The sequence below is a fragment of the Thermostichus sp. OS-CIW-33 genome (genome assembly GCF_054059615.1).
In genome coordinates, this window is record NZ_JBSSCH010000002.1 from 70,322 (window position 1) to 96,477 (window position 26,156).

General features: G+C 57.5%; 26 protein-coding genes and 1 pseudogene. 16 read left to right on the forward strand and 11 right to left on the reverse strand.

The window, feature by feature from the left end; genetic code table 11:
- Positions 1 to 197: 197 nt before the first annotated feature.
- A complete protein-coding gene (aspS, locus tag ACVWZG_RS01750) occupies positions 198 to 2,003 on the reverse strand; it encodes an aspartate--tRNA ligase (protein WP_457405395.1) in 1,806 nt (601 codons plus the stop codon).
- A 72-nt stretch (positions 2,004 to 2,075) separates the two neighbouring features.
- A complete protein-coding gene (locus ACVWZG_RS01755; protein WP_457405397.1) occupies positions 2,076 to 3,041 on the reverse strand; it encodes a metal ABC transporter solute-binding protein, Zn/Mn family in 966 nt (321 codons plus the stop codon).
- 59 nt (positions 3,042 to 3,100) lie between these two features.
- On the opposite strand from ACVWZG_RS01755, the gene ACVWZG_RS01760 reads away from it, so the two are divergent.
- On the forward strand, positions 3,101 to 3,862 hold the full coding sequence (locus ACVWZG_RS01760; protein WP_414329141.1) for a metal ABC transporter ATP-binding protein: 762 nt from the start codon (positions 3,101 to 3,103) through the stop codon (positions 3,860 to 3,862).
- Positions 3,863 to 3,886: 24 nt separating this feature from the next.
- Positions 3,887 to 4,720: a metal ABC transporter permease gene (locus ACVWZG_RS01765; RefSeq protein ID WP_011432792.1), complete on the forward strand. Its 834-nt coding sequence runs from the start codon at positions 3,887 to 3,889 to the stop codon at positions 4,718 to 4,720.
- 75 nt (positions 4,721 to 4,795) lie between these two features.
- On the opposite strand, the gene ACVWZG_RS01770 is transcribed toward ACVWZG_RS01765, so the two are convergent.
- The 3 genes from ACVWZG_RS01770 to ACVWZG_RS01780 all read right to left on the reverse strand — a co-directional run bounded on the left by ACVWZG_RS01770 (position 4,796) and on the right by ACVWZG_RS01780 (position 7,048).
- Complete coding sequence (locus ACVWZG_RS01770; RefSeq protein ID WP_414329140.1) at positions 4,796 to 5,083, reverse strand: RNA recognition motif domain-containing protein; 288 nt, start codon at positions 5,081 to 5,083, stop codon at positions 4,796 to 4,798.
- Positions 5,084 to 5,279: 196 nt separating this feature from the next.
- A complete protein-coding gene (gene rsmG, locus ACVWZG_RS01775) occupies positions 5,280 to 6,062 on the reverse strand; it encodes a 16S rRNA (guanine(527)-N(7))-methyltransferase RsmG (RefSeq protein ID WP_414341738.1) in 783 nt (260 codons plus the stop codon).
- Complete coding sequence (locus ACVWZG_RS01780; RefSeq protein ID WP_457405401.1) at positions 6,059 to 7,048, reverse strand: hypothetical protein; 990 nt, start codon at positions 7,046 to 7,048, stop codon at positions 6,059 to 6,061. The genes rsmG and ACVWZG_RS01780 overlap by 4 nt, the downstream gene beginning before the upstream one ends.
- A gap of 420 nt (positions 7,049 to 7,468) precedes the next feature.
- Here ACVWZG_RS01780 and guaA point away from each other — a divergent pair, with 420 nt between their 5' ends.
- A complete protein-coding gene (gene guaA, locus ACVWZG_RS01785) occupies positions 7,469 to 9,019 on the forward strand; it encodes a glutamine-hydrolyzing GMP synthase (protein ID WP_457387995.1) in 1,551 nt (516 codons plus the stop codon).
- Between the two features lie 45 nt (positions 9,020 to 9,064).
- Here the strand turns inward: guaA and ACVWZG_RS01790 are convergent, their stop codons facing one another.
- From ACVWZG_RS01790 to ACVWZG_RS01810, 5 genes are all read right to left on the reverse strand, one after another.
- Positions 9,065 to 9,286, reverse strand: a complete 222-nt coding sequence (locus ACVWZG_RS01790; RefSeq protein WP_011432797.1) for a hypothetical protein — start codon at positions 9,284 to 9,286, stop codon at positions 9,065 to 9,067.
- Positions 9,287 to 9,288: 2 nt separating this feature from the next.
- Complete coding sequence (locus ACVWZG_RS01795; RefSeq protein WP_414329244.1) at positions 9,289 to 9,615, reverse strand: hypothetical protein; 327 nt, start codon at positions 9,613 to 9,615, stop codon at positions 9,289 to 9,291.
- A gap of 91 nt (positions 9,616 to 9,706) precedes the next feature.
- Positions 9,707 to 10,744 (reverse strand): CobW family GTP-binding protein, encoded by a 1,038-nt coding sequence (locus tag ACVWZG_RS01800; RefSeq protein WP_457405402.1) that lies wholly within the window; start codon positions 10,742 to 10,744, stop codon positions 9,707 to 9,709.
- A 398-nt stretch (positions 10,745 to 11,142) separates the two neighbouring features.
- Complete coding sequence (locus tag ACVWZG_RS01805; protein ID WP_457415165.1) at positions 11,143 to 12,090, reverse strand: DUF4335 domain-containing protein; 948 nt, start codon at positions 12,088 to 12,090, stop codon at positions 11,143 to 11,145.
- Positions 12,091 to 12,151: 61 nt separating this feature from the next.
- On the reverse strand, positions 12,152 to 12,796 hold the full coding sequence (locus tag ACVWZG_RS01810; RefSeq protein ID WP_414341745.1) for a DUF3038 domain-containing protein: 645 nt from the start codon (positions 12,794 to 12,796) through the stop codon (positions 12,152 to 12,154).
- Between the two features lie 502 nt (positions 12,797 to 13,298).
- Here ACVWZG_RS01810 and ACVWZG_RS01815 point away from each other — a divergent pair.
- From ACVWZG_RS01815 to ACVWZG_RS01860, 10 genes and pseudogenes are all read left to right on the forward strand, one after another.
- Positions 13,299 to 13,715, forward strand: a complete 417-nt coding sequence (locus ACVWZG_RS01815) for an FHA domain-containing protein (RefSeq protein WP_457405406.1) — start codon at positions 13,299 to 13,301, stop codon at positions 13,713 to 13,715.
- Between the two features lie 30 nt (positions 13,716 to 13,745).
- Positions 13,746 to 14,489, forward strand: a complete 744-nt coding sequence (locus ACVWZG_RS01820; RefSeq protein ID WP_011432803.1) for a class I SAM-dependent methyltransferase — start codon at positions 13,746 to 13,748, stop codon at positions 14,487 to 14,489.
- Positions 14,490 to 14,506: 17 nt separating this feature from the next.
- On the forward strand, positions 14,507 to 15,289 hold the full coding sequence (locus ACVWZG_RS01825) for an ABC transporter permease (protein WP_414349888.1): 783 nt from the start codon (positions 14,507 to 14,509) through the stop codon (positions 15,287 to 15,289).
- 341 nt (positions 15,290 to 15,630) lie between these two features.
- The gene (locus ACVWZG_RS01830; RefSeq protein ID WP_457405408.1) at positions 15,631 to 15,948 is read left to right on the forward strand and encodes a DUF4394 domain-containing protein; all 318 of its coding nucleotides are present in this window, start codon (positions 15,631 to 15,633) and stop codon (positions 15,946 to 15,948) included.
- 234 nt (positions 15,949 to 16,182) lie between these two features.
- A pseudogene (locus tag ACVWZG_RS01835) lies at positions 16,183 to 16,380 on the forward strand (DUF4394 domain-containing protein); the annotation flags it as partial.
- 298 nt (positions 16,381 to 16,678) lie between these two features.
- Positions 16,679 to 17,260, forward strand: a complete 582-nt coding sequence (locus tag ACVWZG_RS01840; protein WP_414357714.1) for a sigma-70 family RNA polymerase sigma factor — start codon at positions 16,679 to 16,681, stop codon at positions 17,258 to 17,260.
- Entirely contained in the window at positions 17,257 to 18,012 is a 756-nt protein-coding gene (locus ACVWZG_RS01845; protein WP_414381903.1) for an anti-sigma factor domain-containing protein, read from the forward strand. The genes ACVWZG_RS01840 and ACVWZG_RS01845 overlap by 4 nt, the downstream gene beginning before the upstream one ends.
- 133 nt (positions 18,013 to 18,145) lie before the next feature.
- Complete coding sequence (locus tag ACVWZG_RS01850) at positions 18,146 to 18,367, forward strand: DUF2839 domain-containing protein (protein WP_414329235.1); 222 nt, start codon at positions 18,146 to 18,148, stop codon at positions 18,365 to 18,367.
- Between the two features lie 40 nt (positions 18,368 to 18,407).
- Positions 18,408 to 19,235 carry a carbon-nitrogen hydrolase family protein gene (locus ACVWZG_RS01855; RefSeq protein ID WP_011432809.1) on the forward strand — a complete coding sequence of 276 codons (828 nt, stop codon included), beginning with the start codon at positions 18,408 to 18,410 and terminating at the stop codon, positions 19,233 to 19,235.
- 9 nt (positions 19,236 to 19,244) lie between these two features.
- Positions 19,245 to 19,505: a glutaredoxin family protein gene (locus tag ACVWZG_RS01860; protein WP_011432810.1), complete on the forward strand. Its 261-nt coding sequence runs from the start codon at positions 19,245 to 19,247 to the stop codon at positions 19,503 to 19,505.
- A gap of 37 nt (positions 19,506 to 19,542) precedes the next feature.
- Here ACVWZG_RS01860 and ACVWZG_RS01865 read toward each other — a convergent pair whose 3' ends face one another.
- Complete coding sequence (locus ACVWZG_RS01865) at positions 19,543 to 23,040, reverse strand: DNA polymerase III subunit alpha (protein ID WP_457405411.1); 3,498 nt, start codon at positions 23,038 to 23,040, stop codon at positions 19,543 to 19,545.
- Between the two features lie 117 nt (positions 23,041 to 23,157).
- On the opposite strand from ACVWZG_RS01865, the gene selD reads away from it, so the two are divergent.
- The 3 genes from selD (at position 23,158) to ACVWZG_RS01880 (ending at position 26,145) form a co-directional block, all read left to right on the forward strand.
- Positions 23,158 to 24,225 (forward strand): selenide, water dikinase SelD, encoded by a 1,068-nt coding sequence (gene selD, locus ACVWZG_RS01870; protein ID WP_414406871.1) that lies wholly within the window; start codon positions 23,158 to 23,160, stop codon positions 24,223 to 24,225.
- A 143-nt stretch (positions 24,226 to 24,368) separates the two neighbouring features.
- Positions 24,369 to 24,866, forward strand: a complete 498-nt coding sequence (locus tag ACVWZG_RS01875; protein WP_414341756.1) for a hypothetical protein — start codon at positions 24,369 to 24,371, stop codon at positions 24,864 to 24,866.
- Positions 24,867 to 25,008: 142 nt separating this feature from the next.
- Positions 25,009 to 26,145 carry an ABC transporter permease gene (locus ACVWZG_RS01880; protein WP_457385892.1) on the forward strand — a complete coding sequence of 379 codons (1,137 nt, stop codon included), beginning with the start codon at positions 25,009 to 25,011 and terminating at the stop codon, positions 26,143 to 26,145.
- Positions 26,146 to 26,156: the final 11 nt, after the last annotated feature.

The window sequence follows — 26,156 nt, forward strand, 5'->3', positions numbered from 1 at the left end:
TCCTTTCTATCCTCCCACAGGTGGGAGCTGGGGCTGGGAGAAGGGATCCCAGGCACTCCTGAACTCCCGTTAAAAAGGCCCGGCTTCCACAATGAAAGTCCTTTTGGTTGAAAAGGAATATTGTCTGCTGGATCTCCGCAGCCCTGTTACCCGTGCCGAAATCATCGAGCACCCGTGGTCGTTGGAAGATACCTCCCTCAACCGGGCTGATAGGTGGAAGCCACGTGCAGTTCCTTGAGCTGCTTCGCCTCAACGCTGGAAGGAGCGCCGGTGAGCAAACATCGCGCCTGCTGGGTTTTGGGAAAGGCGATGACATCCCGGATGGAATCTTCCCCGGCCAGCAACATCACCAGCCGATCCAGGCCGTAGGCAATGCCGCCGTGGGGCGGGGTGCCATACTCAAAGGCTTCCAACAAAAAGCCAAACTTGTCCCGCGCCTGTTCGGGGGTGAGGCCAATCGCTTGAAAAACCTGCTCCTGAATTTCCCGCTGGTAAATCCGCAGGGATCCCCCTCCTACTTCCACGCCGTTCCACACCAGGTCATAAGCCTGGGCCCGCGCCGTTTTCAGGTCGGCCAAGTCGTCGGGGTGGGGGGCGGTAAAGGGGTGGTGCAGGGCTTCCAGGCGATTTTCTTCGGTGTTGAACTCAAACATGGGAAAGTCGGTGATCCAGAGGAGATTCAAGGCGTTCTCTGGGATCAAACCCAGCTCCTGGCCCAGGTGCAGCCGCAGCCGTCCCAAAGATTCGTTCACCACCGCCGCCGGCCCTGCTCCAAACAGCAACAGATCCCCTGGCTTGGCCTGGGTGAGATCCAGCAACCGCTTCTCCTGGTCGGGGCTCAAGCTCTCTTTCAGGGCGCCGATGGTATCGAGGCTGTCGGGCCGCACCCGGATAAAGGCCAAGCCGCCCGCCCCATACTGGGTGACCAGCTTGAACAGATCCCCGCCTGGTTTGATGCGGGTGTTGGAGATCTTTTCATCGCCGCCGGGCACTGGCAGGATTTTGATCAAACCGCCCTCAGCCAGCACTTTGGCGAAGACTTTGAATCGGGATCCCTGAAACACCTCCGAAACATCCACCAACTCCATCCCAAAGCGGGTGTCAGGCTTGTCGGAGCCGTAGCGGGCCATGGCCTCGGCATAGGTCAGGCGCGGGAAGGGACGGGGCAGGTGGATCCCTTTGACAGTTTTGAAGATATGGCAGATCAGTCGCTCGTTGAGCTCCAGGATCCCTTCTTGATCCATGAAGCTCATCTCCATGTCCAACTGGGTGAACTCCGGCTGCCGATCCGCCCGCAGATCCTCATCCCGAAAGCAGCGGGCGATCTGGTAGTAGCGATCCACGCCAGCCACCATCAGCAGCTGCTTAAAGAGCTGGGGCGACTGCGGCAGGGCAAACCACTCGCCGGGGTTGACGCGGCTGGGCACCAGGTAGTCTCTGGCCCCTTCTGGGGTGGAGCGGGTGAGAATGGGAGTCTCCACCTCGACAAAGCCCTCCTCGTCTTCTAGGAAACGGCGGATGGCCTGGATGACCCGGTGGCGCAGTTGCAGGTTACGGGACATGCGCTCCCGCCGCAAATCCAGGTAGCGATAGCGCAGGCGGATCTCTTCTCGCACTTCCTCTGCTTCTTCTCCCGAGACGCTGAAGGGGAGCTGCTTGCCGACTGGACTGAGCACTTCCAACTGTTCGGCGTAGATCTCGACCTCGCCGGTGGCCAGGCGAGGGTTGAAGGAGTCGGGGGGCCGTTGCTGGACAGTTCCCGTTACCCGCACCACATATTCGTTGCGCACTTCCCCCGCCAGTGGATATGACTGCGGAGTTTTCTGCGGATCCGCCACCAGTTGCACAATGCCAGAGCGATCCCGCAAATCCAGAAAGATCACCCCCCCGTGGTCGCGGCGGCGGTCGATCCAGCCGTAGAGGGTGACGGTCTGGCCAATGTGGGCCGGGCGGACTTCGCCACAGTAGAGGGTGCGGGCCGGGCGATGGATGGCAGCAGGCATGGAAGAGGTGAGAGAACAAGGGTCTGAGCCCCTATCATACAAAACTCAGACCTCCTGCCTCGACTCAGCTTCTCAAGAGCATTCAGGGGATCCGCCCAGGGCTACCACAATCGTGCAGGTGTTGTGGCGCATCATGGCGATGTAGGTTTCAGCACCGCTGCCTGCTTCCCCCAAAGAATCGGAGTACAGCTCCTGTTCCGCTACCTTGACTCCCGCTTCAGCGGCCACCGTTTGGATCAGGGCCGGGTTGAGGGTGGTCTCGGCAAAGACAGCCGGCACCTGTAGAGCGCGGATCTCGGCCACCAACCGGGCCACAGTCTGGGCGCTGGGCTGTTCTTCGGTGCTGATCCCCAGAAGGGATCCCCCCATTTTTAGACCGTAGGCTTGGGTGTAGTAGGCAAAGGCATCGTGGGTGGTCACCAGAACCCGGTTGGGAGCGGGAATAGTTTGAATGTGCCGGTCAATCCAGGCGTGCAGTTCTGCCAGCTCCGCTTGATAGGCGGCAGCGTTGGCCCGAAAAAAAGTCGCCTCGCCAGGGGCCAATTCTGCTAGCTCTTGGGCAATGCGCTCCACCATGAGGATGACGTTTTCCACATTGCCCCACACGTGGGGGTCGGGAGTGGGGATCCCATCCTCCTCATTGGTGACGATGGGATCGAGGATCTCGGCCAAGGCAACCCGCCGCGCCTGTTGGGCTGTGGCCTCGATGAGGCGCATCAACCCCGGCTCCAGGTTGTAGCCGTTGTAAAACACCAAGTCTGCCCGCTCTAGGGCCATCCCATCCGCCGGTGCCGGCTCGTAGATGTGGGGATCCATCCCCGGCTGCAGCAGGCTGGTGAGCTGGATGCGATCTTGGCCCACCTGCTCTACCCAATCGGCGATCAACGTAGTGGTAGCCACAACGCGGGGACGCGCCCATCCCGAACCGGCCAAGGCCAGAAAACTGCCGTTCCCGTCAGCGAGACAGAGTCCTATTGCCAAGCCGAAGGCTGCTACCCAACGGCGCCGCCCCCAAAGGAAGACAAGACTTTTGATCATCGTTTCATGGTTTAGATGTCCCTTTAGGGTACACTGGACTTACCGAAAATGAAAACAAAATGAAAAAGCAACTTCCTCCTCTCCCTCTTGGTCCGGCCAGGGGATCCCTGGTGGTGCGGGATCTGACGGTGCGTTACGGCAGCCTGCAGGTGCTGCAAGGGATCCAAGCTGAAATCGCGCCGGGCCGCCTCACGGGCATCCTTGGGCCCAACGGAGCCGGCAAAAGTACGTTTCTCAGAGCGCTGCTGGGGTTGGTGCCGCTGGAACGGGGGGAAGTGCGCTACGGTGGGCAAGCGCTGTGGGGAGAGCAAGTGGCCTATGTACCCCAGCGCTCGGCCATCGACTGGTCGTTTCCCGCCACGGTGTGGGATGTGGTGTTGATGGGGCAGGTGAGAGCTGCTGGCTGGTTTCGCCGCATCGGGAAAAAGGGGCAGCAGCGGGCTGCTCAAGCCCTGGAGCGGGTGGGGATGGGGGCCTACCGGGATCGCCCCATTGGAAAGCTGTCGGGGGGACAACAGCAGCGGGTGTTCCTGGCGCGGGCCTTGGCGCAAGAAGCGGAGATCTACGCCCTTGACGAACCCTTTGCCGGGATCGACCAGCCCAGCGAAGCTATTTTGTTCCAGGTGTTGCGGGAGCTGGCAGATGCCGGCCACATCGTGATGGTGGTGCACCACGATTTGGGGCAGGCCCGGGCCTACTTCGACGAAGTGCTCCTCCTCAACCGTGTCTTAATTGCCCAGGGATCCCCGCGGGAGGTGTTGCAGCCAGCGGTGTTGCAGCGGGCCTATGGCCGAGCCCTGCTGCTGGACTCAGCTGCCTAGGGAGAGTTTGAGGTCAACAACGTTATGGAATGGCTCTGGCACAGCCTGGCGGATCCCTTGAGTTTTGCCTTCATGCAACGGGCTCTGCTGGTGGCGGTGGCCGTCGGCATTCTCTGTGCCGTGGTGGGCAGCTATCTGCTGGTGCAAAGCTTGGCCCTCCTGGGGGATGCCATCAGCCATTCGCTGCTGCCGGGCCTGGCCATTGCCTACATGCTGGGCCTCAACCTGTTTGTGGGAGCCTTTGTGGCCGGTCTCCTCAGCGCCCTGTTGATCCAATGGATCCGCTCCGCCAGCCCCCTCAAGCCGGATGCAGCCATGGGGATCGTCTTTTCGGCCTTTTTTGCCTTGGGGATCCTGTTGATCACTTTGATCCAACGGCGGGCTCGCATCGATCTCAACCACTTCCTCTTCGGCAACCTCCTGGGGGTGAATGCTGTCGATGTGCTGACAGTGGTGGGCATCACCCTTTTGGTGTTGGGGTTAGTGGCCCTCTTCTTCAAGGAATTGACCTTTTACAGCTTCGATCCCTTGGGGGCCAAAGCAGCCGGCCTGCCCACCGAGCGGCTGGGGTGGGGGCTGATGGTGCTCACTTCCCTGACGTTGGTGGCCAGCATGAAGGCAGTGGGCGTGCTCTTAGTGTTGGCCATGCTGATCACGCCAGCGGCAACCGCCTATCTGGTGGTGCCTCGATTGCACCAGGTGATGCTGTTGGGATCCCTATTTGGGGTGAGCGCCAGCCTGCTGGGGATGTACGCCAGCTACTACCTCAATGTGGCCTCCGGCCCGGCCATCGTCCTGGTGGCCTCCGCCTGGTTTAGCCTGGCCTTTCTGGGCAGAGTGTTCTCAGGAACGCGCTAGAAACCAGGGATCGCAGGTCGGGATCCCTGGTTCGAACCTCATCTGAGAGGGGGTAGAAAGCGGTAGGTAGTCAACTCAGAAGCGGGAAGAGCGGCCATCCCGACTGCCGCCTGCACCGGCCTGCCGAGGCAACGCCTTGTTGACCCTCAAATCCCGGCCCATCCAAGTAGCGCCATCCAGCTCGTCGATGGCTTTTTGCTCATCAGCTTCGTTTTCCAGCTCCACAAAGGCAAAGCCCCGTTTACGGCCAGTCTCCCGATCCACTGGCAGCTTAATTTGCTTAACGGTGCCGTATTCGGCAAACACAAGCCGCAGGTCTTCTTCGCTGGCCTTGAAGGACAAGTTACCCACAAAAATGGTCATGGTGTAGCAAACTCCGAACCTTACCCTTTAGCGTTCAGTTCGGAGGCTCACCTGGTTAAACCATTCGCTCAATCCGAACCTCATGCCAACCACATCTTAAGTCTTCCCAATGGCATTTGCAAAGCTATCCTTGCAGCTTTTTGTCCGAGAATTGGGAGAACTTTTGTAGCAAGATGGAAACTCAGTATCCTAACCTTCATGGGCGATTGCTTTGGCCCAACGGTTGGCGTTTGGGAGTGCCGGGAGAGCGGGGATAAGGAGGCGGCGTGGGGGCCACTTTCTCCAGCAATAGGCAGTGGCGCACCCCACGGCTGCGGGGTGTGGTGAAGGCTTCTACATGGATCAGTTTTCCGCCCAGGAGCTCAAGGGCCTGCTCCAAAGTTTGGGCTTCTGCCTCGGTCCAATGGCCGCGATAGAGGATGGCGCGTCCCCCCACCTTGAGCAGAGGCAGGCAATACTCGGCGCAGGTCTCCGCCGAGGCCAGGGCCCTGGCCAGAGCAATATCATAGCTGCCCCGTTCCTGCGGGTCTTGCCCCCAAATTTCGGCCCGCTGAGCCACTGCCCGCGCTTGGGTGAGGGAGAGCCTTTGCAAGGTGTCCTGTACAAAGGCAATCTTGCGTTGGGTGCTGTCCAGCAGGGTAAAGCGGGTTTGGGGCAGGGCAATTTGGGCCGGGATCCCTGGAAACCCTGCCCCGGTGCCGATGTCGATCCCCCGCCAGGGCTGAGCTTGGATTGCCTCCCAGGATCCCAGCAGGCGTAGGCCCCGCAGCGAATCCCACAGGTGTTTCTCCCAAAAGTCGATGGGATCGGTGATGCGGGTCAGGTTCTGGGTTCGGTTTCCGGCCATCACCAGCGGATAGAGCTGTTGCAGTTGTTGCTGCTGCTGTTCAGAAGGCTGCCAACCCAGCTCCGCCAGCCAGCTTTCCCACAGCGTCTTGAGCTGTGGGGGCTCAGAGGAAGAAGCGTCAGCCTTCTTCATCCCAGGGATCCCAGTTTCAATCCAGCGGGGATGGCTCTGTCGGCCCAGCCTTTCAGCTCTTGGGTCAAGCCCTGCAAAGAACGGTCGGTGCCCAGCAGCTCTTGGTTTAAGCAAACCAACTCCTGCAAATCCAGCTCCTGACAGCTGGCCCAATCTTCCGCCAGCAAGTTAATCGGCTGCGGCTGAGCCTGAAGCAACTGATGAGAGGCCAACTCCAGCTCTACATTCAAAAGCACCTGCTCCAACCGCTCTACCCGCTCCTGCATTTGCGCCAGCAGGGCTGCCAACTGCTGACAGCAATGGTGAACCCGCTGAGCATAGATCTTGAGCGGCAGGGTCAGCGGCAGCAACGACTCAGACAACAGTTGAATCAGGTGCTGGGCCTCCAGTTCTTCCAGTTGCAGGTCTTGCCAAATGGCGTGGTAAAGATGGAGCGAAAGACGACAGGTTTCCAGGCGCTGGTAGCAGGGCTGTAATACAGAACCGCGCAGCTCCTGCAGATAGTCGGCCCACAGTTGCCCAGCCTCTACTACCCAACCTGTCTGGAAAAAACTCCACCCCTGGGCCAACAGCCAACTGATCAACAGGCCCGCCAACAATTGGTTTTTTTGTCGCAACAGGAAAGGCGAAAGGTGCTCTCCCCAAACGGCTAACCCCAGCCAGATCAGGGCAGCCAAAGTCAAATGGGGCAAGCTGATCATCTCGGCCAACAGCTGGGCAGACCAGCGCTGGCGCAGCATCCAGATCACCCCGGCGCCCAAGCTGTACAGCCCTCCCCCCAACAGCGGGATCACCACCAGCCACAGGGGTTGTCCCCTCCACAGGTGCGATAGTGACCCCTCTTCGCCCAGCGCATCCCAACTGAGCAAGTACAAAGCCAGCAGAGCCAAAACCACGACCCAGCCCTGCTGTCGCTTGAGACGGCGGGCTAGAAGACGACGGCGGCGGCGCAGATAGGTTTGAAAGGACTCGGCAACAATCGACATAAAAAAATGGCACTGCGGATCCCTACCAATACCCCCACCGGCCTGGAGCGCTCCTTCACGATCATAAGTCTTAACTTTGCTAGGTCATCTGGCTTCTGTATTGCGTTGTTGGCGGGAGTCATGCCCAGCCGGTGGCCAGCTTTTTCAGGGGCTCATCAGGCGGTTTTTCGGCGAGACTCCTCCGAGAAGCGCTGTTTTCTCGGCAAGCCTGACAGAGGCTTTTTAGAGCAGGCAGCCGCGTGCAAGCTCTCCACCCCTGTTACCATGGAAGAGCCCTTAATGTTTCTTTCGTATCCATCGTATCCATAGCCAAGCTAGTCTCTTGGACCGGCTTTTTTATTGTGCACTGTGCCAGGTTTTGTGATCCCTTCTGCATCTCCTCCCAGTTCCGGCCTTTCCCCCCTCGAAGTGCAGCGCCAGATGATCGTCATTCTCGATTTTGGATCCCAGTACTCTGAGCTCATTGCCCGCCGCATTCGCGAAACCCACGTCTATTCGGAAATCCTTTCCTATCGCACCACTGCTGAGCAACTGCGGCAACTGCAACCGCAGGGCATCATCCTCTCCGGGGGCCCCAACTCGGTGTATGAGCCAGGCGCTCCGGTGTGTGACCCCGAGATTTGGAACCTGGGGATCCCGGTTCTGGGGGTGTGCTACGGCATGCAACTCATGGTGCAGCAGTTGGGGGGCAAGGTGGAAGCAGCCCAGAAGGGGGAATATGGCCGTGCCGCTCTGCACATTTTGGATCCCACCGACCTGCTCACCAACCTGCCGGAAAACAGCATCATGTGGATGAGCCACGGGGATTCGGTTACCGAACTGCCGCCGGGCTTTCACACCTTGGCCTCTACCGACAACACCCCCTGTGCCGCCATTGCCGATCCAAGGCGTCGTCTCTACGGGGTGCAATTTCATCCGGAGGTGGCCCACTCAGAGGCTGGCGCCTTTCTCATCCGCAACTTTGTCTATCACATCTGCGGTTGCGAGCCCACCTGGACAACGGCAGCTTTTCTGGAGGAAGCCATTCGAGAGGTACGTGCCCGTGTGGGCAATAAGAAGGTGCTGTTGGCCCTCTCGGGGGGGGTAGACAGCTCTACTTTGGCTTTTCTGCTGCACAAGGCCATCGGCGACCAGCTCACCTGCGTGTTCATCGACCAAGGGTTTATGCGCAAGGAAGAGCCCCAGCGGCTGCTGCGCCTTTTCCAAGAGCAATTTCACATTCCCGTCCACTACGTGGATGGCCAGGAGCGGTTTCTCCGGCAGTTGCAGGGGGTTACCGATCCCGAAGAAAAACGCAAACGAATTGGGGCAGAGTTTATTCGCGTGTTTGAGGAAGAATCCCAGCGGCTGGGTCCTTTTGAGTACTTAGCCCAAGGCACTCTCTACCCAGACGTGATCGAGTCTGCCAATACCCATGTGGATCCGGTTACTGGAGAACGCATTGCCGTCAAGATCAAAAGCCATCACAATGTCGGCGGCCTGCCCGAAAATCTGCGCTTTAAGCTGGTAGAGCCTTTGCGCAAGCTCTTCAAAGACGAGGTGCGGCAACTGGCCCGCTCTTTGGGTCTGCCGGAAGAGATTGTGGGCCGCCATCCTTTTCCGGGGCCGGGGCTGGCCATCCGCATTGTAGGCGAGGTTACCAAAGAACGGCTGGAAACCCTGCGAGAAGCGGACATGATCGTGCGGCAGGAGATCAACCGCTCCGGCTACTATCCCAAACTTTGGCAAGCCTTTGCCGTGCTGCTGCCAGAGGTGCGGTCGGTGGGGGTGATGGGGGATAAGCGCACCTATGCCTGCCCGGTGGTGGTGCGGCTGGTTACCAGCGAAGACGGTATGACCGCCGATTGGGCGCGAGTTCCCTACGACCTCTTGGCCACCATTTCCAACCGCATCGTCAACGAGGTGCCCGGCATCAACCGCGTGGTTTACGACATCACCTCCAAGCCCCCTGGCACCATCGAGTGGGAGTAGGCGGGATCCCTTGCGTCTGGCCTCGATTCCCGGCTGGATCGATGGCTACCTATGGCCAGCTTCCGGCAGGGAATAGGAAGGGCTTGAGCTGAAGGGCTGAGCGGCTTGGACTTCCATTCGGGCCAAAGTCGTAGCGGCATCCGCCAGTTGCAGAGCAAGGTTGGCACGGCTAATCGGATCCCGGGCATTCCAGAGATCCTGTCCCAAACAGAACACCCGATAGCGAAAGGCTTTGATCGAGCGCGATGGGATGACCTTGACAGTCATAGCTACAACCTCTTCTCCACAGAGACGTGAATAGTCAGCAGAACCCGCTCGGGCTCAAGGTAAACAAATGTTACCAAAACAACCTCGTCCTCAGAGGTAATGCTTACCGGGCAGGTGGCTTTCGGGGGTTCCACCCGTTCATGCCGTACCCCCACAGTGTATTCTCCAATTGGCAGGTCATCAAATCCAGCGTCCGCATAGATCAACTCAATGGTTTCTTCTGCAATCAACTGCCCCTCTCGCTCCAGGAAACTGAGAAAAGGGATCCCATCGATGGAGGTGAGCGCGTTGTTGGCCTGGTTGCGGATCATCACGAAGATGTCGGACATGGAGGGTGCGCCATCACCTCAGGGGTTTATGATCGAGGGTGCTGGAATGTAGCCCGACTTTCTTTAGCCTGGACTGCCGCCAAGTCCTGATTCAGCGACCAAACCCTCGACCCCGCGTGGCCGGACGGGCAATACAGGCCTGGAGTTTTTCCCGCAACCGGGCTGTATCGAGCCGCTGACCGATGAGCACCAACTGGTTTTTGGGCTGGCGAGGCCACTCATCGCTGCTGAGGGTATAGCGCCGACCGCTGAGGTGAAAGATATGTCGCTCTGGGCTTTCCTCGAACCACAACACCCCTTTGGCACGAAAGACTGCATCGGGCAACTCGTTGAGAAAATTTTGGAAAGCATCCAAAGAGAAGGGCTGATCGCTCTCAAAGGCTAGGGAGTTAAAGCCGTCAGCCTCGATGTGGCTGTGATGGGAGTGGTGGTGGTCATGATCGTGCTCATGGTCATGGTGGTCGTGACTGTCGTGATCATGGGCTTCTTCTTGGGGCAAGGAACTGGCCTGAAACAAATCGGTATCCAAGATTAGCTCCAGGGGAACTGCGCTGTTGACGGTGCGCAAAATGCGGGCATCTTCTTTGATCTCGCGGATGCGTTTTTCCAGACGCTCGATCTCGGCTTCCTCGACCAAATCGATTTTGTTGAGGAGAATCACATCTCCATAGGCAATTTGGCTATAGGCCACGTCGCTGTTGAACAGATCGGGGGCAAAGTTGGTGGCATCTACCAGGGTGATAATCGAGTCTAGCCGCGTCAGATCTCGCAATTCTGGCCCCAAAAAGGTGAGGGCCACCGGCAAGGGATCGGCCAATCCCGTAGTCTCCACCACCAGGTAGTCGATCTTGTCGGAACGTTCCATCAACCGCAACACGCTTTCGGCGATGTCGTCCCGGATGGTGCAGCAGATGCAGCCGTTGTTCAGCTCCACCAAGTCTTCTTCGCTGGAGACGATCAGCTCCGCATCGATGCTGATCTCGCCGAACTCGTTGACCAGCACCGCTGTGCGCATCCCTTTCTGGTTGTTGAGGATGTGGTTGAGAAGGGTGGTTTTCCCACTGCCCAAAAAACCTGTGATGATGGTGACAGGTAAGCCTCGCTTAGGCACTTCGATGGTTGCGGTCATAGAGTGGCAGCGATCCGATATAGAGGGAACTCTTCCACTTTATCCTCTTGTCCTCATTGCCCTAGCTGTCTGAAGCCGATTAAACCCTTCAGATGCGATCAGTAGAGCCTTTGCGCCTCGGCATTGGCGGCAGCCTTGGCTGTCTGAACTGGATGGTCTCTCTCTTTCCGGCTTAATCCTCCAGGGTCAGATCGCTTCCTCTAATCCCCTGGCCCTGAAAGTAGGGTTATTTCGATTCAAACTGGGACAATGCACCCAACACCTAAAACGTTGAACGCAGGGGGCCAGAGAGCTGTTCTCAGTGGCCCACGGGTCTCACCCTAACCTGAAGTGACTATCGATAACATCCCTAGGTAGACTATAGTGCTGACCCACCCCAGCTTGGCCTGTCGGGATGCCTACCTGTTCTGGGTTACTTCCACCTGGTTGCCCGGCTCTAGGCTGACGCGGAACTGTTGTGCGCCTGTTGGCAAGGGATCCGGTGTCAGATCGGGCAGGTTGGCAAAGGGGGTTTCGGCTCGGCGCTCCCGGGCCAGCGCATCCTCCGGCTCGGCGGCCAGGGGGGATCCCGTCCTATCCACCGTTACCCGGTAGACCAAGCTCTCTGGCCAATCGGGGGGAGACTGCCACTGCTCTGCCAAAATGTCTCGCAGACGGGAAAGGGGATCCGCCCCTGCTGCCTCTCTTCCCGCTGTTGGGTCAGATTCTTGGAGGGATGTGGCCAAAGGCTGCGATTGACCCGTCAAGGCAGGGATGGTGAGCTGCTCTTGCGGGGAAGGGGAAGCTGTGGGATCCCTAGGGGGGCGACTGGCCCAGATCCCAACACCGGCCACAACTGCGATCCCTCCCACCAGCAGGGCCGCGATCCCAGTGGGCTGTCGATACCAAGCCCGCGTCACCGGAGTTCCCAGATTGGCCAGTTGGGGAATGTCATCCGCCACCTGGGAGAGGTTCTCCAGCAGGTCGTACAACTGCGTCATCGACAAATCCACCTGCGCGATGCGATCTTCCCCTTGGCGCACCGTGAGACGATGAAAAATAAAATCAAGCGGACGGATGGCAACGGTACCGCTGAAGGTTCCCTTGGGTTCCCCACTCAAGTGGGATCCCACGTAGCGGTCGATTACGGTGATCAAATCGTTGAGCCAAACGTTATCGCCGTGTAAAGTTTTGACTGTCTCCCCCTGGCGGATTTCCAACTGACACTCGAAGCTGCGCTGGATGGCTTGCAGCGGCGGCGTTGCAGAGGAGTCTGAAGAATTGGAATCGGCAGGGGCTTCTCCCCGTACAGTCAGCGTAGAAGTGGGTTGTTGATAGGTGTGGCTAATCAGGGTGAGGCTGGGCATGGCAACTGCGGGCGAACAACACGGGTAGAGGGCTACAGAGGCGATAATTGACAAAACTGCCTCAAGAAGAGGGTGAGGTATCGGGGCCGGAGCTGTGGGCTACCCCCTCTTCTTCCAGATCGCTGCCGGCAGGCAAATCCATCTCAGGACGGCTGAGCAAGGCTTTCCACAGGCGCTGAGCGCCTTTCGGGCTACTGTAGAACATCAGCTCAATCAAGATGCGCAGGGCCAGCTCGGTGAGGCTATTCTCATCGCGCACGTCCCCATCCACCATGCGGCTGCGGTAGTGAGAGAGGAATTCATCCAAGTAATCTCCCACCAGCGGCTGACGGAAGGGGCTGAGCTCTTGATCGACAGCGGCTTCCAGTTGCTCCAAGGTGCTGCGGATACGGGCTTGTTGCTGAGCAGCCAGATAGGCAATCACCATCACCAGGGCGCGGGCCTCTTCGATATCGACCTTTTTGCGCCCACCGCTGCTGCGGCGCAAGGGGTTAGCATTGCGCAGTCGCCAGAGGGTCACCCGGTCGCCAATCTGCTCTTCCAAGTTGAGGGCTTTGGCTGCGGCCAGAACCGCTTCGGAACTTTCTCCGCTCAGGGACTCCAACCCCAGCAGTAGCAAGTCCAACTGGGCTTTGATGGTACCGGTGGCTGTGTTCAGGCCAACGGGCCGACTGTCTAACTGAATGTGCTTGTGTTCCACCGTCACGCTGTCAATGGGAGCTTTGGGTTTCGACGAAACTCTATGATCTCCTGTCCAAGCCAAACCTGCAACCTACCTCCCTGCGCTCTAGTCTAAAAGACTTTGGGCATGCTAGACTGCTCGCCAGCCTGCCGAGAGTTGAGCTCTCAGGGTTCTTCCCCAAAACGGGGTAACTCTGGATGCATCTTAGACCAATAAGAATGGGTTTTCTGGGCCGGTTTCTGTTTCGGCAACACCCCTACTCCTAGCTGAACTTGGGCTTTTGGACTCAGGGGGATGGCTACTTATAATGGGGAAAGCAGCTGCTGCTTTGGCCTTTAAGAGCTAAGTGACTACCCACCTTCATTGAGTTTCCCTTTTGTTGACACCAGCGACTCTAGGTGCAGCTTGATTCATCATGGCCTCTTCTGCTCGCTGCAGTACTCAGCCTGTCCCTGTTCACTGGGTCTTGATCTTCAGGGATCGATTGGGGCAGAGGGGGGTTGTTCTGGATAGTATCTATTACTCAGTGGGACGGTCTAAAGACAATCATATTCGCCTTTACGATCCCTGCGTCTCTCGGAAACACGCTTCCCTCATCCGCATCCCAGGTTCAGGGCCAACTGCACAGGGATCCCTGCAGTACAGCTACATGGTATTCGATGGCAGGCCGGGATCCAGGCCCAGCACCAATGGCCTATTCGTCAACGGAAAACGGGTTTTGTCCCATCGCCTTCAGCTCCTAGATAAGATAAGGTTTGGGCCGAACGTAACAGCAATTGTGGAGACAACGGATCGACTCAGCCCGGAAACCCTAGCCAAGTTATTGCAGCCTCTGGATGCTGCTAGCTCTACATCCCCATCCACCTTTGATTTTAATAAAGACACGGAGCCGAACCCGGAAAACCTGGCTCAGCCAGAGGAAGAGGATTTCACTGTTGCCTAAGCCAACCCAACCAGTCTTCTGAATCCTCCTGTGCCCCCCATCCCACCTGCTCTGAGCGGCTACTGGCAAAATGCCTTTGACCTAGAAGCCCATCTGGGATCCTTCCTGGGCCTTGGGGCTGCCGATCTGCGGGAGAAACTGCGGGCAGGGCAGCAGCAATTGGCGGAGTTGGGGCGGCGAGACTTTGGCTGGGATCGGGCAGATGCGTTTTATCGGGATCAGGTGAGATCCGCCTATCTGCTGGATTTGGCGGCTTGGCACCTGAGCAGCACCGACTACATCGGCGATACCTTACGCCTGGTGGCGGATCATGCCCGCGGGTTGGTGTTGGATTTTGGCGGCGGCATCGGCACCCATGCTATCGGGGCGGCCCTCTGCGCAGCGGTGGATCAGGTGATCTTCTGGGATATCAACCCCATCCATCGGCAGTTTGTGCAATGGCGGGCGGAAAAGCTGGGCTTAACCGAGCGCATCCACTGTCCAGAAAACTTCCCAGAAGAGATCTTTTTTGACACGGTCATCTGCTTCGATGTGGTGGAACATCTGGCGGATCCGGCAGCGCAGTTGCGGCAGTTTTACGACTGGCTCAAGCCGTCAGGTAAGCTTTTGATCAACTGGTACTTTTTCAAGGGGTTTAACGGCGAGTTTCCTTTTCACCTGGACGACCCGCAAAAGGTAGAGCAATTCTTTCAGGTGCTGCAAAGCTGTTTTTTGGAGGTGTTTCACCCCTATTTCATTACCGCCCGCTGTTACCGCAAGTGGGATAAAAGCTGAGATTGGAGAAAACCAAGGTGCTGCGCTATTTGCGGATATTGTGGCTGTTTTGGAGCACCTCAATCGCGGCAGAAATGGAGTACCGTGCCAATTTTTTCTTTGCCAGCCTCAGCAGTCTGGGTGGCTTGGGATCCGCTCTGTTTGGGCTGTCGTTGTTTTACCAGCAGGGGCACCGGCTGGGCGGTTGGAGTTGGCCGGAAGCCCTCATCGTGTTGGGGGTGTTCACCATTCTGCAGGGGGTGTCGGCCAGTCTCTTTAACGTCAACCTCAATCGCATTGTGCAGCAGGTGCAGGAAGGCACCTTGGATTTTGTTTTGCTAAAGCCAATAAGCAGCCAGTTTTGGCTGTCGGCCAGGGTGTTTTCCCCCTGGGGCCTGGTGGATATCGGCTTTGGCCTGTTGCTGATTCTCTACGCCGGGATCCAGCTCCATTTGCCTGCTTGGGCCTATGCTCTGGGGCTGCTGCCTCTGCTGCTGGGGCTGATCATCCTCTACAGCCTCTGGTTTATGTTGGGAGCCACCAGCATTTGGTTTGTCAAAATCTACAACGTCACCGAGGTGCTGCGGGGCCTAGTAGAGGCAGGACGATTTCCGATAGTGGCCTATCCGGTGGCCTACCGCGTGTTTTTCACCTTCGTCGTGCCGGTGGCTTTCCTGACCACCATCCCGGCGGAGACCCTGCTGGGGCGAGCCCAATGGCCGTGGCTGCTGGGATCCGCTCTGCTGGCGGCGGGGCTGTTGTGGGGATCCCATCTCTTCTGGCGCTTTGCCCTGCGCTTTTACACCAGCGCTTCCAGTTAAAGTCTGGGCCAAAAAGCTTGGATCCCAGGCATCCGAGTTTCCAGGAGTTGAGTAATTTCTACAGACGCGCCCCACGCGCTGACATCGCGGAGAACAACTGCCTTCAGTACAAGGCAGAGGGAATCGCAGAGTTCTCTGGGTTGAGGGCAAAAAAGTTTTCACTGCAGCGCTTTGCAGCCACAGGCTCTGTGGTTTAGGGGGGCTTGTCTGTCAGTGGTTTTGATGGTTTGTCGATCTTTTGAGGAGCCTGTTCAATGCACAAACACACAAGCTTTGTAGCAGCATCTGTGATAGCCGGCAGTTTTGCTCTCTTGGGCTGTGGCAGCAGCACTTCGTCTTCGATGATGCCTTCCCAAGCGGATTTGGTGGCTTTGAGCAGCGGCAACCGCCTCACTTTCATCCGCTCTGCCGATGCCTTTGTGCAGGGATCCCTGACGGTAACAGGAGTGAACGGCAGCCTTATTGGTATCGATGTGCGTCCTGCCAACCGACTGCTCTATGGAGTCACCGACACCAGCATCCTTTACACCATCAACTTGCAGACCGGTGCCGCTACCGTAGCCAGTACCCTGTCAGCGCCCTTTACGGCGGGCATGCTTTCTGGCATGGACTTCAACCGTTCCGCAACTCATGGTCGTTTATTTCACCGCCCAGGATGAACTAAACAACCGGTTGCTTCCTGCTTCTACGACCCTTACCTAGCTGAGCTTTTGACCCAACCCCGGCAGAGGAATCTCCACAGGCGCGACTTCCCCCAGAACTTGAGGTAGAGCTAGCAAAGCTAACTAGATCGGTGGTAACAAAAACCGTAGCTGCCGTCAACTTGCCGTGAACCTAGAACCGCTCAAATAAACGATGATAAAAACAGCAGCTGCTGTTAACCCCCCAACGATGGGGTTCAGGTGCCCATTGGCCCTCTGGGGGTGAACTTCGGCCCTATGGGTGGGTTTGACATCCGTACTGCTGATGGAGTGGATACCGGCTTTGCCATCGGCGGCTCCACCTTGTATCGAATTGACCTAAACACCGGTCGGGCCACATCCCTGGGCACCCTGCCGGGTGGGCCGTTCTTTGGCTTGGCCGCCCTCTAGGAAAGCCGATTCCCATTTGCCTATCTAAATCAAGGTTAATCAACATTAATCAATGTTTTGGATTCATTGATTTGGAACCAATTGTTGGAATCGTTTTGAGATCGTTGCTGCTGTTGATCCTTGACCCGGCCCGATCCCAGCTCAGGATTGGGTCTTCTATCTCCCCTTAGCTCGGGGTTGACCTCCGCCTATGCAGACGATAAATTATGAGAGCCGCTGCCCTGCTTGGATTACTCTGGGCGATGCTTGTGCCTCTGCAGTTTCTCTCTCTCTTCCATCCCGTTTCCTCTTCCCGCTCATGAAGATCGAGGGCGACAAAGCTGAGGGATCCCTGCAGGAAAAAACCGATGCAGAGGTGTTTGCGGCTCTAAAAGCAGGCCGGTCACAAGCTCTGGCCATTCTCTACGACCGACATGCCGGCTTGGTGTACGGAATTGCCTGCAAAATGCTGGGCAGTACTGCCGAAGCCGAAGATCTCACCCAGGATATTTTTTTGAACTTGGCTCGTTCCTCCTTTGATCCCAGACGGGGATCCCTGCGCACCTACCTGAGCATCTTGGCTCGCTCTCGCTGTTTGGATCGGCTGCGCTCTTGGCGGAATCGACAGCGCTCCCTGGAACAGGGCAGAGTGGAATTGCAGGGTAGTCCTGCTGCGGATCCCACCTTGGAGCAGTTGGCCCAAGCGGAACGGGTGGCCGAGGTGCAAACGGCCTTGGCCGAGTTGTCCGAAAGTCAACGGCAAGTCTTAAAGATGGCCTATTACGAAGGCATGAGCCAAACGGAAATTGCCAAGCAACTGGATCTGCCTTTGGGAACGGTCAAAGCCAGAGCCCGGCGGGGTTTGCTGCGGCTGCGCGAGTTGTTGGGAGGCCCCTCATGAAAGCCGAATCTGTGTCTCCCGAAGAACTGCAACTGTGGCTGGCAGGCTATGTGCTGGGGGATCTCTCCCCGGAAGAGGCCGACCGGCTGGAGGCATTGCTCAAGCTGCGCCCGGAGCTGCACCGAGAACTGCAGGCTTTGCAACGGGCGTTGGAGACAGCCTACGGCGTGGAGGAAAAGCAACCTCCCCCCGCCCTGCGGGCTTCTCTGTTGCAGGCACATGCGGAGCAGGCAGCCCAACCAATGCGCACCCCCGCCTGGATTGCCAAGGGATCCCGTCTCTGGCAACGGGGCTTGGGGGCGGTGGCCGCAGGCTTGATCGTCGCTTTGGGGCTGGGGAACCTCTACCTGTGGCGCAGGCTGCAGCTAGCCCAGACGCAAGGGATCCCTGGCGAGGTGTTGACCTATGAATTGCAGCCGACTGCGGAGAACCTGGCCGGCTCGGTCAAGCTTGAGGTGGATCCCCAGCGCCTGCAAGGGCGATTGGTGGCCCAAGGGTTGCCGCCTTTGCCGGAAGGCCGGGTCTATGCCCTGTGGGTGGTGCTGGAACCGGAGGCGCCCTTTACCACCGATAGGGCGGGGGCCGTTCTCGTGGCAGCTTTTCCGGTGGATGAAACAGGAAATCGCCAACAGGAGCTGCGCCTACCGCCGGTGTTTGAATCTACAGAATGGGTGCGGGCTGTGGCCATTACCGAAGAGGATGGCAATCGTCCCCAAGAGCACCAGGGATCCCCTTTGTGGATTTCCGGCTAGGGATGGATTGGCGTGGTCTGATGGCGTAAATAGGCGATTATTATGCAGATTGATATCCACCCAGTCTTGTGACCCAGACAGAAAACCTTAAGATAAAAGTCGCCACCCCAGCGAAGAACTTGGAGGCCACCCCATGGGCGAAGCGAAGCGCCGTAAAACCCGCATCAGCCAAGATCCCGACCAAGAGCTGGTGTTTCCCAACCTCAAGGATATTCCCCTCACCAAAGGGCAAGCTCGCGCCATCTACAATTGGACAACCCGTGGCGCTTGGGCAGGCATCATTCTCCTGGCCATCATTTGGGTGGTGATCCGATTTGTAGGGCCTGCCTTCGGCTGGTGGCATCTGGTCGGCTAGCCGGCCGGATCCCCTTTAGCATCCTTTGGAGTTTCCGTCTATGCGCTCTTATCTGGCAGCCGCCATTCAAATGACCAGCATTCCCGATCTGGCCAGCAACTTGCAGCAGGCGGAAGAGTGGATCGACTTTGCAGTGCGCCAGGGATGCGAGCTGGTGACGCTACCAGAAAACTTTGCCTTCATGGGGCCGGAAGCCGAGAAAGCCCGCCTTGCTCCTGAGATTGCGGAGCGGGCGGAGGAGTTTTTGGCCAAGATGGCCCAGCGTTACCAAGTATTTATTTTGGGAGGAGGGTATCCTGTGCCGGACGGGCAGGGCAAAGTTTACAATACCGCTGCCCTCTACAGCCCTGACGGCAAAGAGCTGGCCCGCTATCGCAAAATCCACCTGTTCGATGTCAATCTGCCCGACGGCAATACCTACCGCGAGTCGAACACGGTGGTCAGCGGAGATGAGGTGGTCACCTGCGAGCAAGAGCAACTGGGGAACCTCGGTTTGTCGGTCTGCTACGACGTACGCTTTCCAGAGCTGTACCGATCCCTGGTGGATCGCGGCGCCCAGATTTTGCTCATCCCTGCCGCCTTCACGGCCTACACGGGTCGGGATCACTGGCAGGTTTTGCTGCAATGCCGGGCCATTGAGAACACCTGTTACGTGATAGCCCCCGCCCAGGTGGGCACCCACTACGAGCGGCGACAGTGTCACGGCCATGCCATGATCGTGGACCCCTGGGGGACTATCTTGGCGGATGCGGGTGGCGAAAAACCGGGGGTGGCCATTGCTGAAATTAACCCAGAGCGTTTCCAGTTGGTCAGGCGGCAGATGCCTTCCCTACAACACCGTCGGCTGGCCTGCACCGTCACCCGCTAGGGATCCGCTGTGCCTTGGCCCCCCCTGATTCTCTACAGCAAACCCGGCTGCCACCTCTGCGAGAGCTTGGTGGAGAAGTTGCGGCAGATCCCCGAAATCCGTGATCTGGAAGTCCGCGACATCACCTCCAACCCGAGTTGGTGGGAGCAATACCAACTGGAAGTTCCCGTGCTCACCCTGGCAGGGGATCCCGAGCGACCTTTGCCACGTCCTTCCCCTCGGCTGACGGTGAGCCAGTTGCGGGCTTGGCTTGAGAAACAGCTCCGTTGAATTTCTCCTGCTGCTGCCGGAGCTTTCTCTGCCATGCCTATGGAGAGAGCAGCGATTCGCTGCGGGCGGTGTAGCCGGCTTGACGCAGGGCTTCAACGGCGGCTTGGGCATTGTTAACCCAAAATTGGGATCCCATTCTCACCCAAAGGGTATGGGGATGGGCGGTGATGGCAGCCACGACAGGAATGCGATTTTCTTCTTTAATTTCCGAGCGTTGGCGAGCGATTAGCGTCTGTAAACGGTATCGATCCTCCAGTGTCCCAGCAGAGTCGAGAGGGATCTCCACCGTTACCCAACTAACAGATTCAATCGGTTGTAAATCTTCCACAATCAGTTGCACCTGTTCATCCCGCTGATCCACTTTGGCCCAAACCAATAGCCGTTGATCCACCTCCAGGCAACCGCGCAAACGTTCATAGGTTTTGGGGAAGATCACCGCTTCACAACTGCCGGTGAGATCTTCCAGTTGCAAAATGGCCATGCGATCCCCTTTCTTGGTTGTGACATTTTTAATGGCAGTCACCAGGGCGAGAACGCCCACAGAGGCATCGGCTGCACAGCCGCCCAGGTCAGCTAGGTTGACGGGGGCCAGTAGCCGCGCTTGTTCCTGAATGCGCCGCAGCGGATGATCCGAGACATAAAACCCCAACAGTTCCCGTTCCAGCCTCAACTTTTCCTGGGGTGGAAAATCCTCGGTAACCGGCCCACGCGGAGCCTCCACAAATCCATTGCCGGCGCTGCCACTGCTCCCCAGTAGATCGAACAAGCTGGCTTGGCCAATGGCTTTGGACTTGGCTCGCTGCGCTGCCCAACTGAGGATGGGATCCAAATCGGCAATTAGTTGTTTACGATTTCCAGAAATACAATCAAAAGCGCCCGCACAAATCAGGGCCTCCAGGGCACGACGGTTAACAATGCGCAGATCCACCCGCTGGCAAAAATCCGCCAGAGAGGTGAAGGGGCCATCAGCTTGACGGGCAGCCAAAATGTTTTGAATGGCCCCCTCACCTACATTCTTCACTGCCCCCAGACCAAACAAAATGCTGGATCCCTGGGGAGTAAAGTCCATTCCAGAACGGTTGATATCCGGCGGCTGAATTTGGATCCCAATTGACAAGCAATAGGTAATGTAGCGCTGTACCTTGTCCTGATCTCCCCCCACAGAAGAGAGCAAGGCTGCCATATATTCCGTTGGGTAATTGGCCTTGAGGTAAGCTGTTTGAAAAGTAATCAACCCATAGGCAGTAGAATGCGATTTATTGAAGCAATACTCGGCAAAAGCAACCATTTGATCAAACAATTCTGTGGCAACTTCTTGGCTTACACCCCGCTTGGCTGCCCCCTGCACAAATTGCTCGCGGTGTTTCTCCATCTCGGAGACTTTCTTTTTCCCCATCGCTCGCCGCAGCAGATCGGCTTGGCCTAAGGTGTATCCGGCCATGTCTTGGGCAATGCGCATGATCTGTTCCTGGTAGAGGATGGCTCCGTAGGTATCCTGAAGAATGGGCTTGAGGAGTTCGTGGGCATAGGTTACCGGTTTGCGACCGTGCTTGCGATCGATAAAGTCGGGGATCATTCCCGTATCCAATGGGCCTGGCCGGTACAAGGCCAATACTGAAGAAATATCTTCCAGGTTGGAAGGTTTGAGCTCCCGCACCACCTGCTTCATGCCAGAAGATTCCAGTTGGAAGATCCCTTCCAGCTCTCCCTTTTCCAAAAGCTGGTAGGTTTTCTTGTCGTCTAGGGGTAGGTTATCCAGATCTATATTGACGCCATTGTGTTCTCGGATCAGTTCCACTGCCCGCTGAATCATCGTCAGGTTGCGCAGACCCAAAAAGTCCATCTTCAGCAAGCCCAAAGACTCGATATCTTCCATCGAGTACTGGGTGATAATTTGGCCTTCATTGTTGTACTGCAGAGGCACGATCTCATCCAAGGGATCCTTAGCAATCACCACACCGGCAGCGTGAACCCCGAAGGTTTTGTTGGTGCCCTCCAACAAACGTGCCAGCTCGATCCAGCGGTGGGTGTTTGGGTCTTTCTCGTATTTTTCTTTGAACTCTGGAGCGGGAGTATTCTCGCCAATCATCTCTTCCAATTTTGCGGGCTTGCCTCGGGATACCGGGATCAATTTCGCCATTTTGTCGGCTTCTGAGTAGGGAATGTCTAAGACTCGACCGACATCTTTGAGAATGGCTTTAGAGGTCATGCGGTTAAAGGTGATGATCTGGGCGACTCGCTCTTGGCCGTATTTGCGGGTCACATAGTCGATCAGCTCTCCCCGCCGCTCGATGCAAAAATCCGTATCGATATCCGGCATCGATTGACGTTCTGGATTGAGAAATCGCTCAAACAGTAGGCCGTATTTAACCGGGTCAATGTTGGTAATTTGTAGGGCATAGGCCACCAGGGATCCTGCTGCCGAGCCTCGCCCCGGCCCCACCGGGATCCCCTGCTCGCGGGCATAGCGAACGTAGTCCCAGACCACCAGGAAATAGCTGGAGAAGCCCTTTTGTTGGATGATGTTCAGCTCAAAGCGCAGGCGCTCCTGGTAGTTTTGGGGGATCTGATCCGGCTGAGCAACACCGCAGCGCTTCGCCAGCCCCTGCCAGGCCAATTCTGTGAGATAGCTATCGGCAGAATGGCCCGGTGGAACCGGGTAGTCGGGCATGCGCATTTCCCCAAATAGGTCATAGCCCTCGATCTTTTCCAGCACCTTCAGGGTGTTGGCGATGGCCTCGTCAATCACCTCCTGTTCCAAATGGTCACGGCAGAGACGGCGCATCTCTTCTGGGCTTTTCAGGTATTCGGTTCCAGTGTAGCGAAGGCGATTTTTTTCAGTAAGGGATTTGCCTGTTTGAATGCAGAGCAGCGCATCGTGGGCCTCTACATCCCAGCAGGAAATAAAATGGCTATCGTTGGTGAGGATGATCGGGATCCCCAATTCGCGGGCGATGCGCACCAACTGCACATTGACAAAGCGATCTTCTTGATAACCGTGATCCTGAATCTCGATGTAATAATCATCCCCAAACTGCTCTTGGTACCAAGCGGCAACTTCACGGGCAATTTCTGGCCGCCGCTGCAAAATAGCTTGAGGCACTTCTCCTGCCAGGCAGCCGCTGGTGACGATCAGCCCTTCTTTGTATTGCACCAAATACTCTTTGTTGATGCAGGGGCGAGAGAAAATCCCTTTCCCTTGAATGCCATGTAGATGGGAAATGGTGGTTAGCTTCACTAAGTTTTTGTAGCCCTGGGTATTTTTGGCCAGAACCACTTGGTGATACTTGGGGTACTTGCGGCTTTTGTCGCGGATATCGCCGTTGATTACATACATTTCATTGCCGATGATTGGAGTGATCCCTTTGCTTTTACACAGTTTCACCAGCTCTAACGCCCCATACATGACACCGTGATCCGTCAGGGCCAGCCCCGGCAAACCCATAGCCACCACCTGCTCGATCAGACGCGGCAATTGGCTGGCACCATCCAAGAGGCTGTATTCGCTGTGGAGATGCAAAGGAACAAAAGACATGGCAACGCTATGGATAGTGGGATCCCTTTAACCTTAACTCAGCGTGTCCATTTCTCGACTGCCTGCAGATGCCGCTACAGTAAAGTCAGCTGATGTTTTTTCCCTTTTCTTGAATCTATGGATGCTCCCATTCGCCTCACCCAGTACTCCCACGGCGGTGGCTGCGGCTGTAAAATTGCCCCGGCCCTGCTGCAACAAATTCTTAAGGATGTGCCCCTGCTCTCCCCAAATCCGGCTTTGTTGGTGGGAGCTGAAACCAGCGATGATGCGGCTGTCTATCAACTAAACGACCACCAAGCCCTAATTTTGACCACCGATTTCTTCATGCCGATTGTGGATGAGCCGGTGGATTTTGGTCGGATCGCGGCGACCAATGCCCTTTCCGATGTCTACGCGATGGGGGGCACTCCCATTCTGGCTTTGGCAGTTTTGGGCATGCCGGTCAATACCCTGCCGATGCAGGCCATCCAAGGGATCATGGCCGGAGGGATCCAGGTTTGCCAAGAAGCCGGGATCCCTTTGGCAGGGGGGCACTCCATCGATTCGCCGGAGCCCATCTTCGGCTTGGTGGCAGCAGGTTTGGCCCATCCACACCACATTCGCCGCAATGCCACGGCCCAAGCCGGGGACGATCTGATCCTGACCAAGCCGCTGGGGATCGGGGTGATGACCACCGCTCTGAAAAAGGGTCAGCTCAGTGCGGCAGGCTACGCGGAAGTTTTGCAGGTGATGACCCAGCTGAATCGCATCGGCTCGCAACTGGCTCGGCGACCGCAAGTTCACGCCATGACGGATGTAACAGGGTTTGGCCTGGTGGGACACTTGCTGGAAGTCTGTCGCGGCTCGGGGGTGGGGGCCAGTTTGGATCTGGCTTCCATTCCGTTTTTGGCAGAAGCGCTCTCGCTGGCAGAGGCGGGGATCTTTCCAGGGGCGGCTCGTCGCAATTGGCAGGGCTATGAGGGGGTACAGGCAGAATCCCTGCCCGAGTGGCAGCAACTGCTGCTGGCAGATCCCCAAACCAGCGGGGGCTTGCTGGTGGCGGTGGATCCCGGCTACACCTCAGACCTCTTGCAAGAGCTGCACAGTGCCGGCTACCCCTACGCCCGTCGCATTGGCCGATGCCAAGCTGGAGACACCAGAATCCATGTTACCGGCAAGATCAGCCTCAGCCCAGCGGCAGCCTGAAGAAGACCCTCTGGCAATACTCACCATGCAAAGTCTCATGCAAAGTCTCGATAGAGGGCTCAGTATGAAGATTGCGTCAAGCAACTCTGAGAAAGTTAAAGATACCATGTAAGGCAAGGGAAGGTTAGGATATCCTGAGATCTATGAGCGAGCTTCCCCCCAGCCGTAGTCTGGTTCAGCGAGTTGAGCCTGGCCAGCTGATTCGAACCCTCAGCAGTGGGCAATTGCTGATGGTGGATCCCCAGCGGCACAACGCCCTGATCATCTGCAAGACGTTTCATGCTGAGTTTGCCGGGCCAGGCGCTGCGGTGGGGGGGCCCTTGGATGTGGAGTCCGGCGGCGTTGTCCCGATTGGGGATGTGGTTTTGCTGCATCCGCAAGACCACCAAGAGCGGCAAAGTGCCTATGCCAAGCGGCTGCACTGGATGCGTTGGCTACAGCAAATCACCGACAATCCTTTGCCGGCCCAGCGGGCGCGGATTTTGCTCTTCAGCCTAGAGGAGTTCTTCTCTGCGGATTTGGTTAGCCAATTGCCCGATGACATTTTGGCACGGCTGGTGGGGGTGCTGCCCCAGACGATTGCTGCGGTGCGGATGGAGATGACGGCCCTCTACAGCCCCAGCTATTCCTTGGCAGGCTGAGCTTGTCTTGGACTGGGGAAGGGACTCGTCCTGCCAGCATGAATCGGTGACACCTTGCAGCCCTCTCTGCAACTGGAACAAGACACGATCAGCTACACTGCTGGCATTTGGTTCAACTGGACTCGACTGGAATCTCTGCCTTATGCAGTGGTGGAAACGGCTTCGCCGCAATCGATGGGCCCAAGCAGGAGCCTACATTCTTCTTGTTTTCTACGCCTGCGCCATTTTTGCCGAGTTCGTTGCCCCCTACAGCCCACTGGAATCTCAACCGGGGGGATCCCTTCTGCCGCCCACCGCCATTCACTTTTGGGATGAATCGGGCGCTTGGATTGGGCCCCACGTTTATCCAACCCGCCAGGGGCCAGTGGATCTGGAAACGGGAGAACGCCCGCTCTTGGTGGATACCAGCCGTCCAGCCGGGATCCGCTTGTTTGTGGCCGGTACTCCCTACCGTTGGTTGGGGTTGATCCCCTCCAATCGGCATCTGTTCGGCACCGTCCCGCTGCGGCCTGTTGCAGAAGCAGGACAAGTGGGATCGCAAATCAGCGAAGAGCCACCTGTGGCACGGCTGCACCTGCTGGGCACCGATGATCAAGGTCGGGACTATTTCAGTCGCTTGGTCTATGGCGGGCGCGTCAGCCTGTTTATCGGCTTGGTGGGCATTGGCATCTCTTTCCCCATTGGCCTGCTGGTGGGGGCCATATCCGGCTACCTTGGGGGCTGGGTGGATACGCTCCTGATGCGCTTGGCAGAGGTGTTGATGTCGATTCCGACGCTGTATCTGCTGGTGTCGCTGGCAGCGGTGTTGCAGGTGAATCCGCTGACCGGGGTGCCCTTCAGCAATGCCGAGCGCTTCTTGGTGATTGTGGTGATCCTCTCTTTTGTGGGTTGGGCGGGCCTAGCCAGGGTGATTCGTGGGCAGGTGCTGTCCTTGCGAGAGCGGGACTTTGTGCAGGCAGCGCGGGTAGCCGGGGCGGGATCCCTGTACCTGCTGGTGCGCCATATTTTGCCCCAGACAGCCACTTATGTGGTGATCTCGGCAACCTTGGCGGTGCCCGGCTACATTGCGGCAGAGTCGGTGCTGAGCCTCATCGGGTTGGGGATCCAACAGCCGGATGCCTCTTGGGGCAACATGCTCTCGCTGGCCACCAACGCTTCGGTGATCATCCTACAGCCCTGGCTGGTGCTGGCCCCCACTTTGATGGTGGTGCTGACCTCTCTATCCTTTAACCTGCTGGGGGATGGTTTGCGGGACGCCCTCGATCCTCGGGAAGGGTGAGCTGCTTCCCC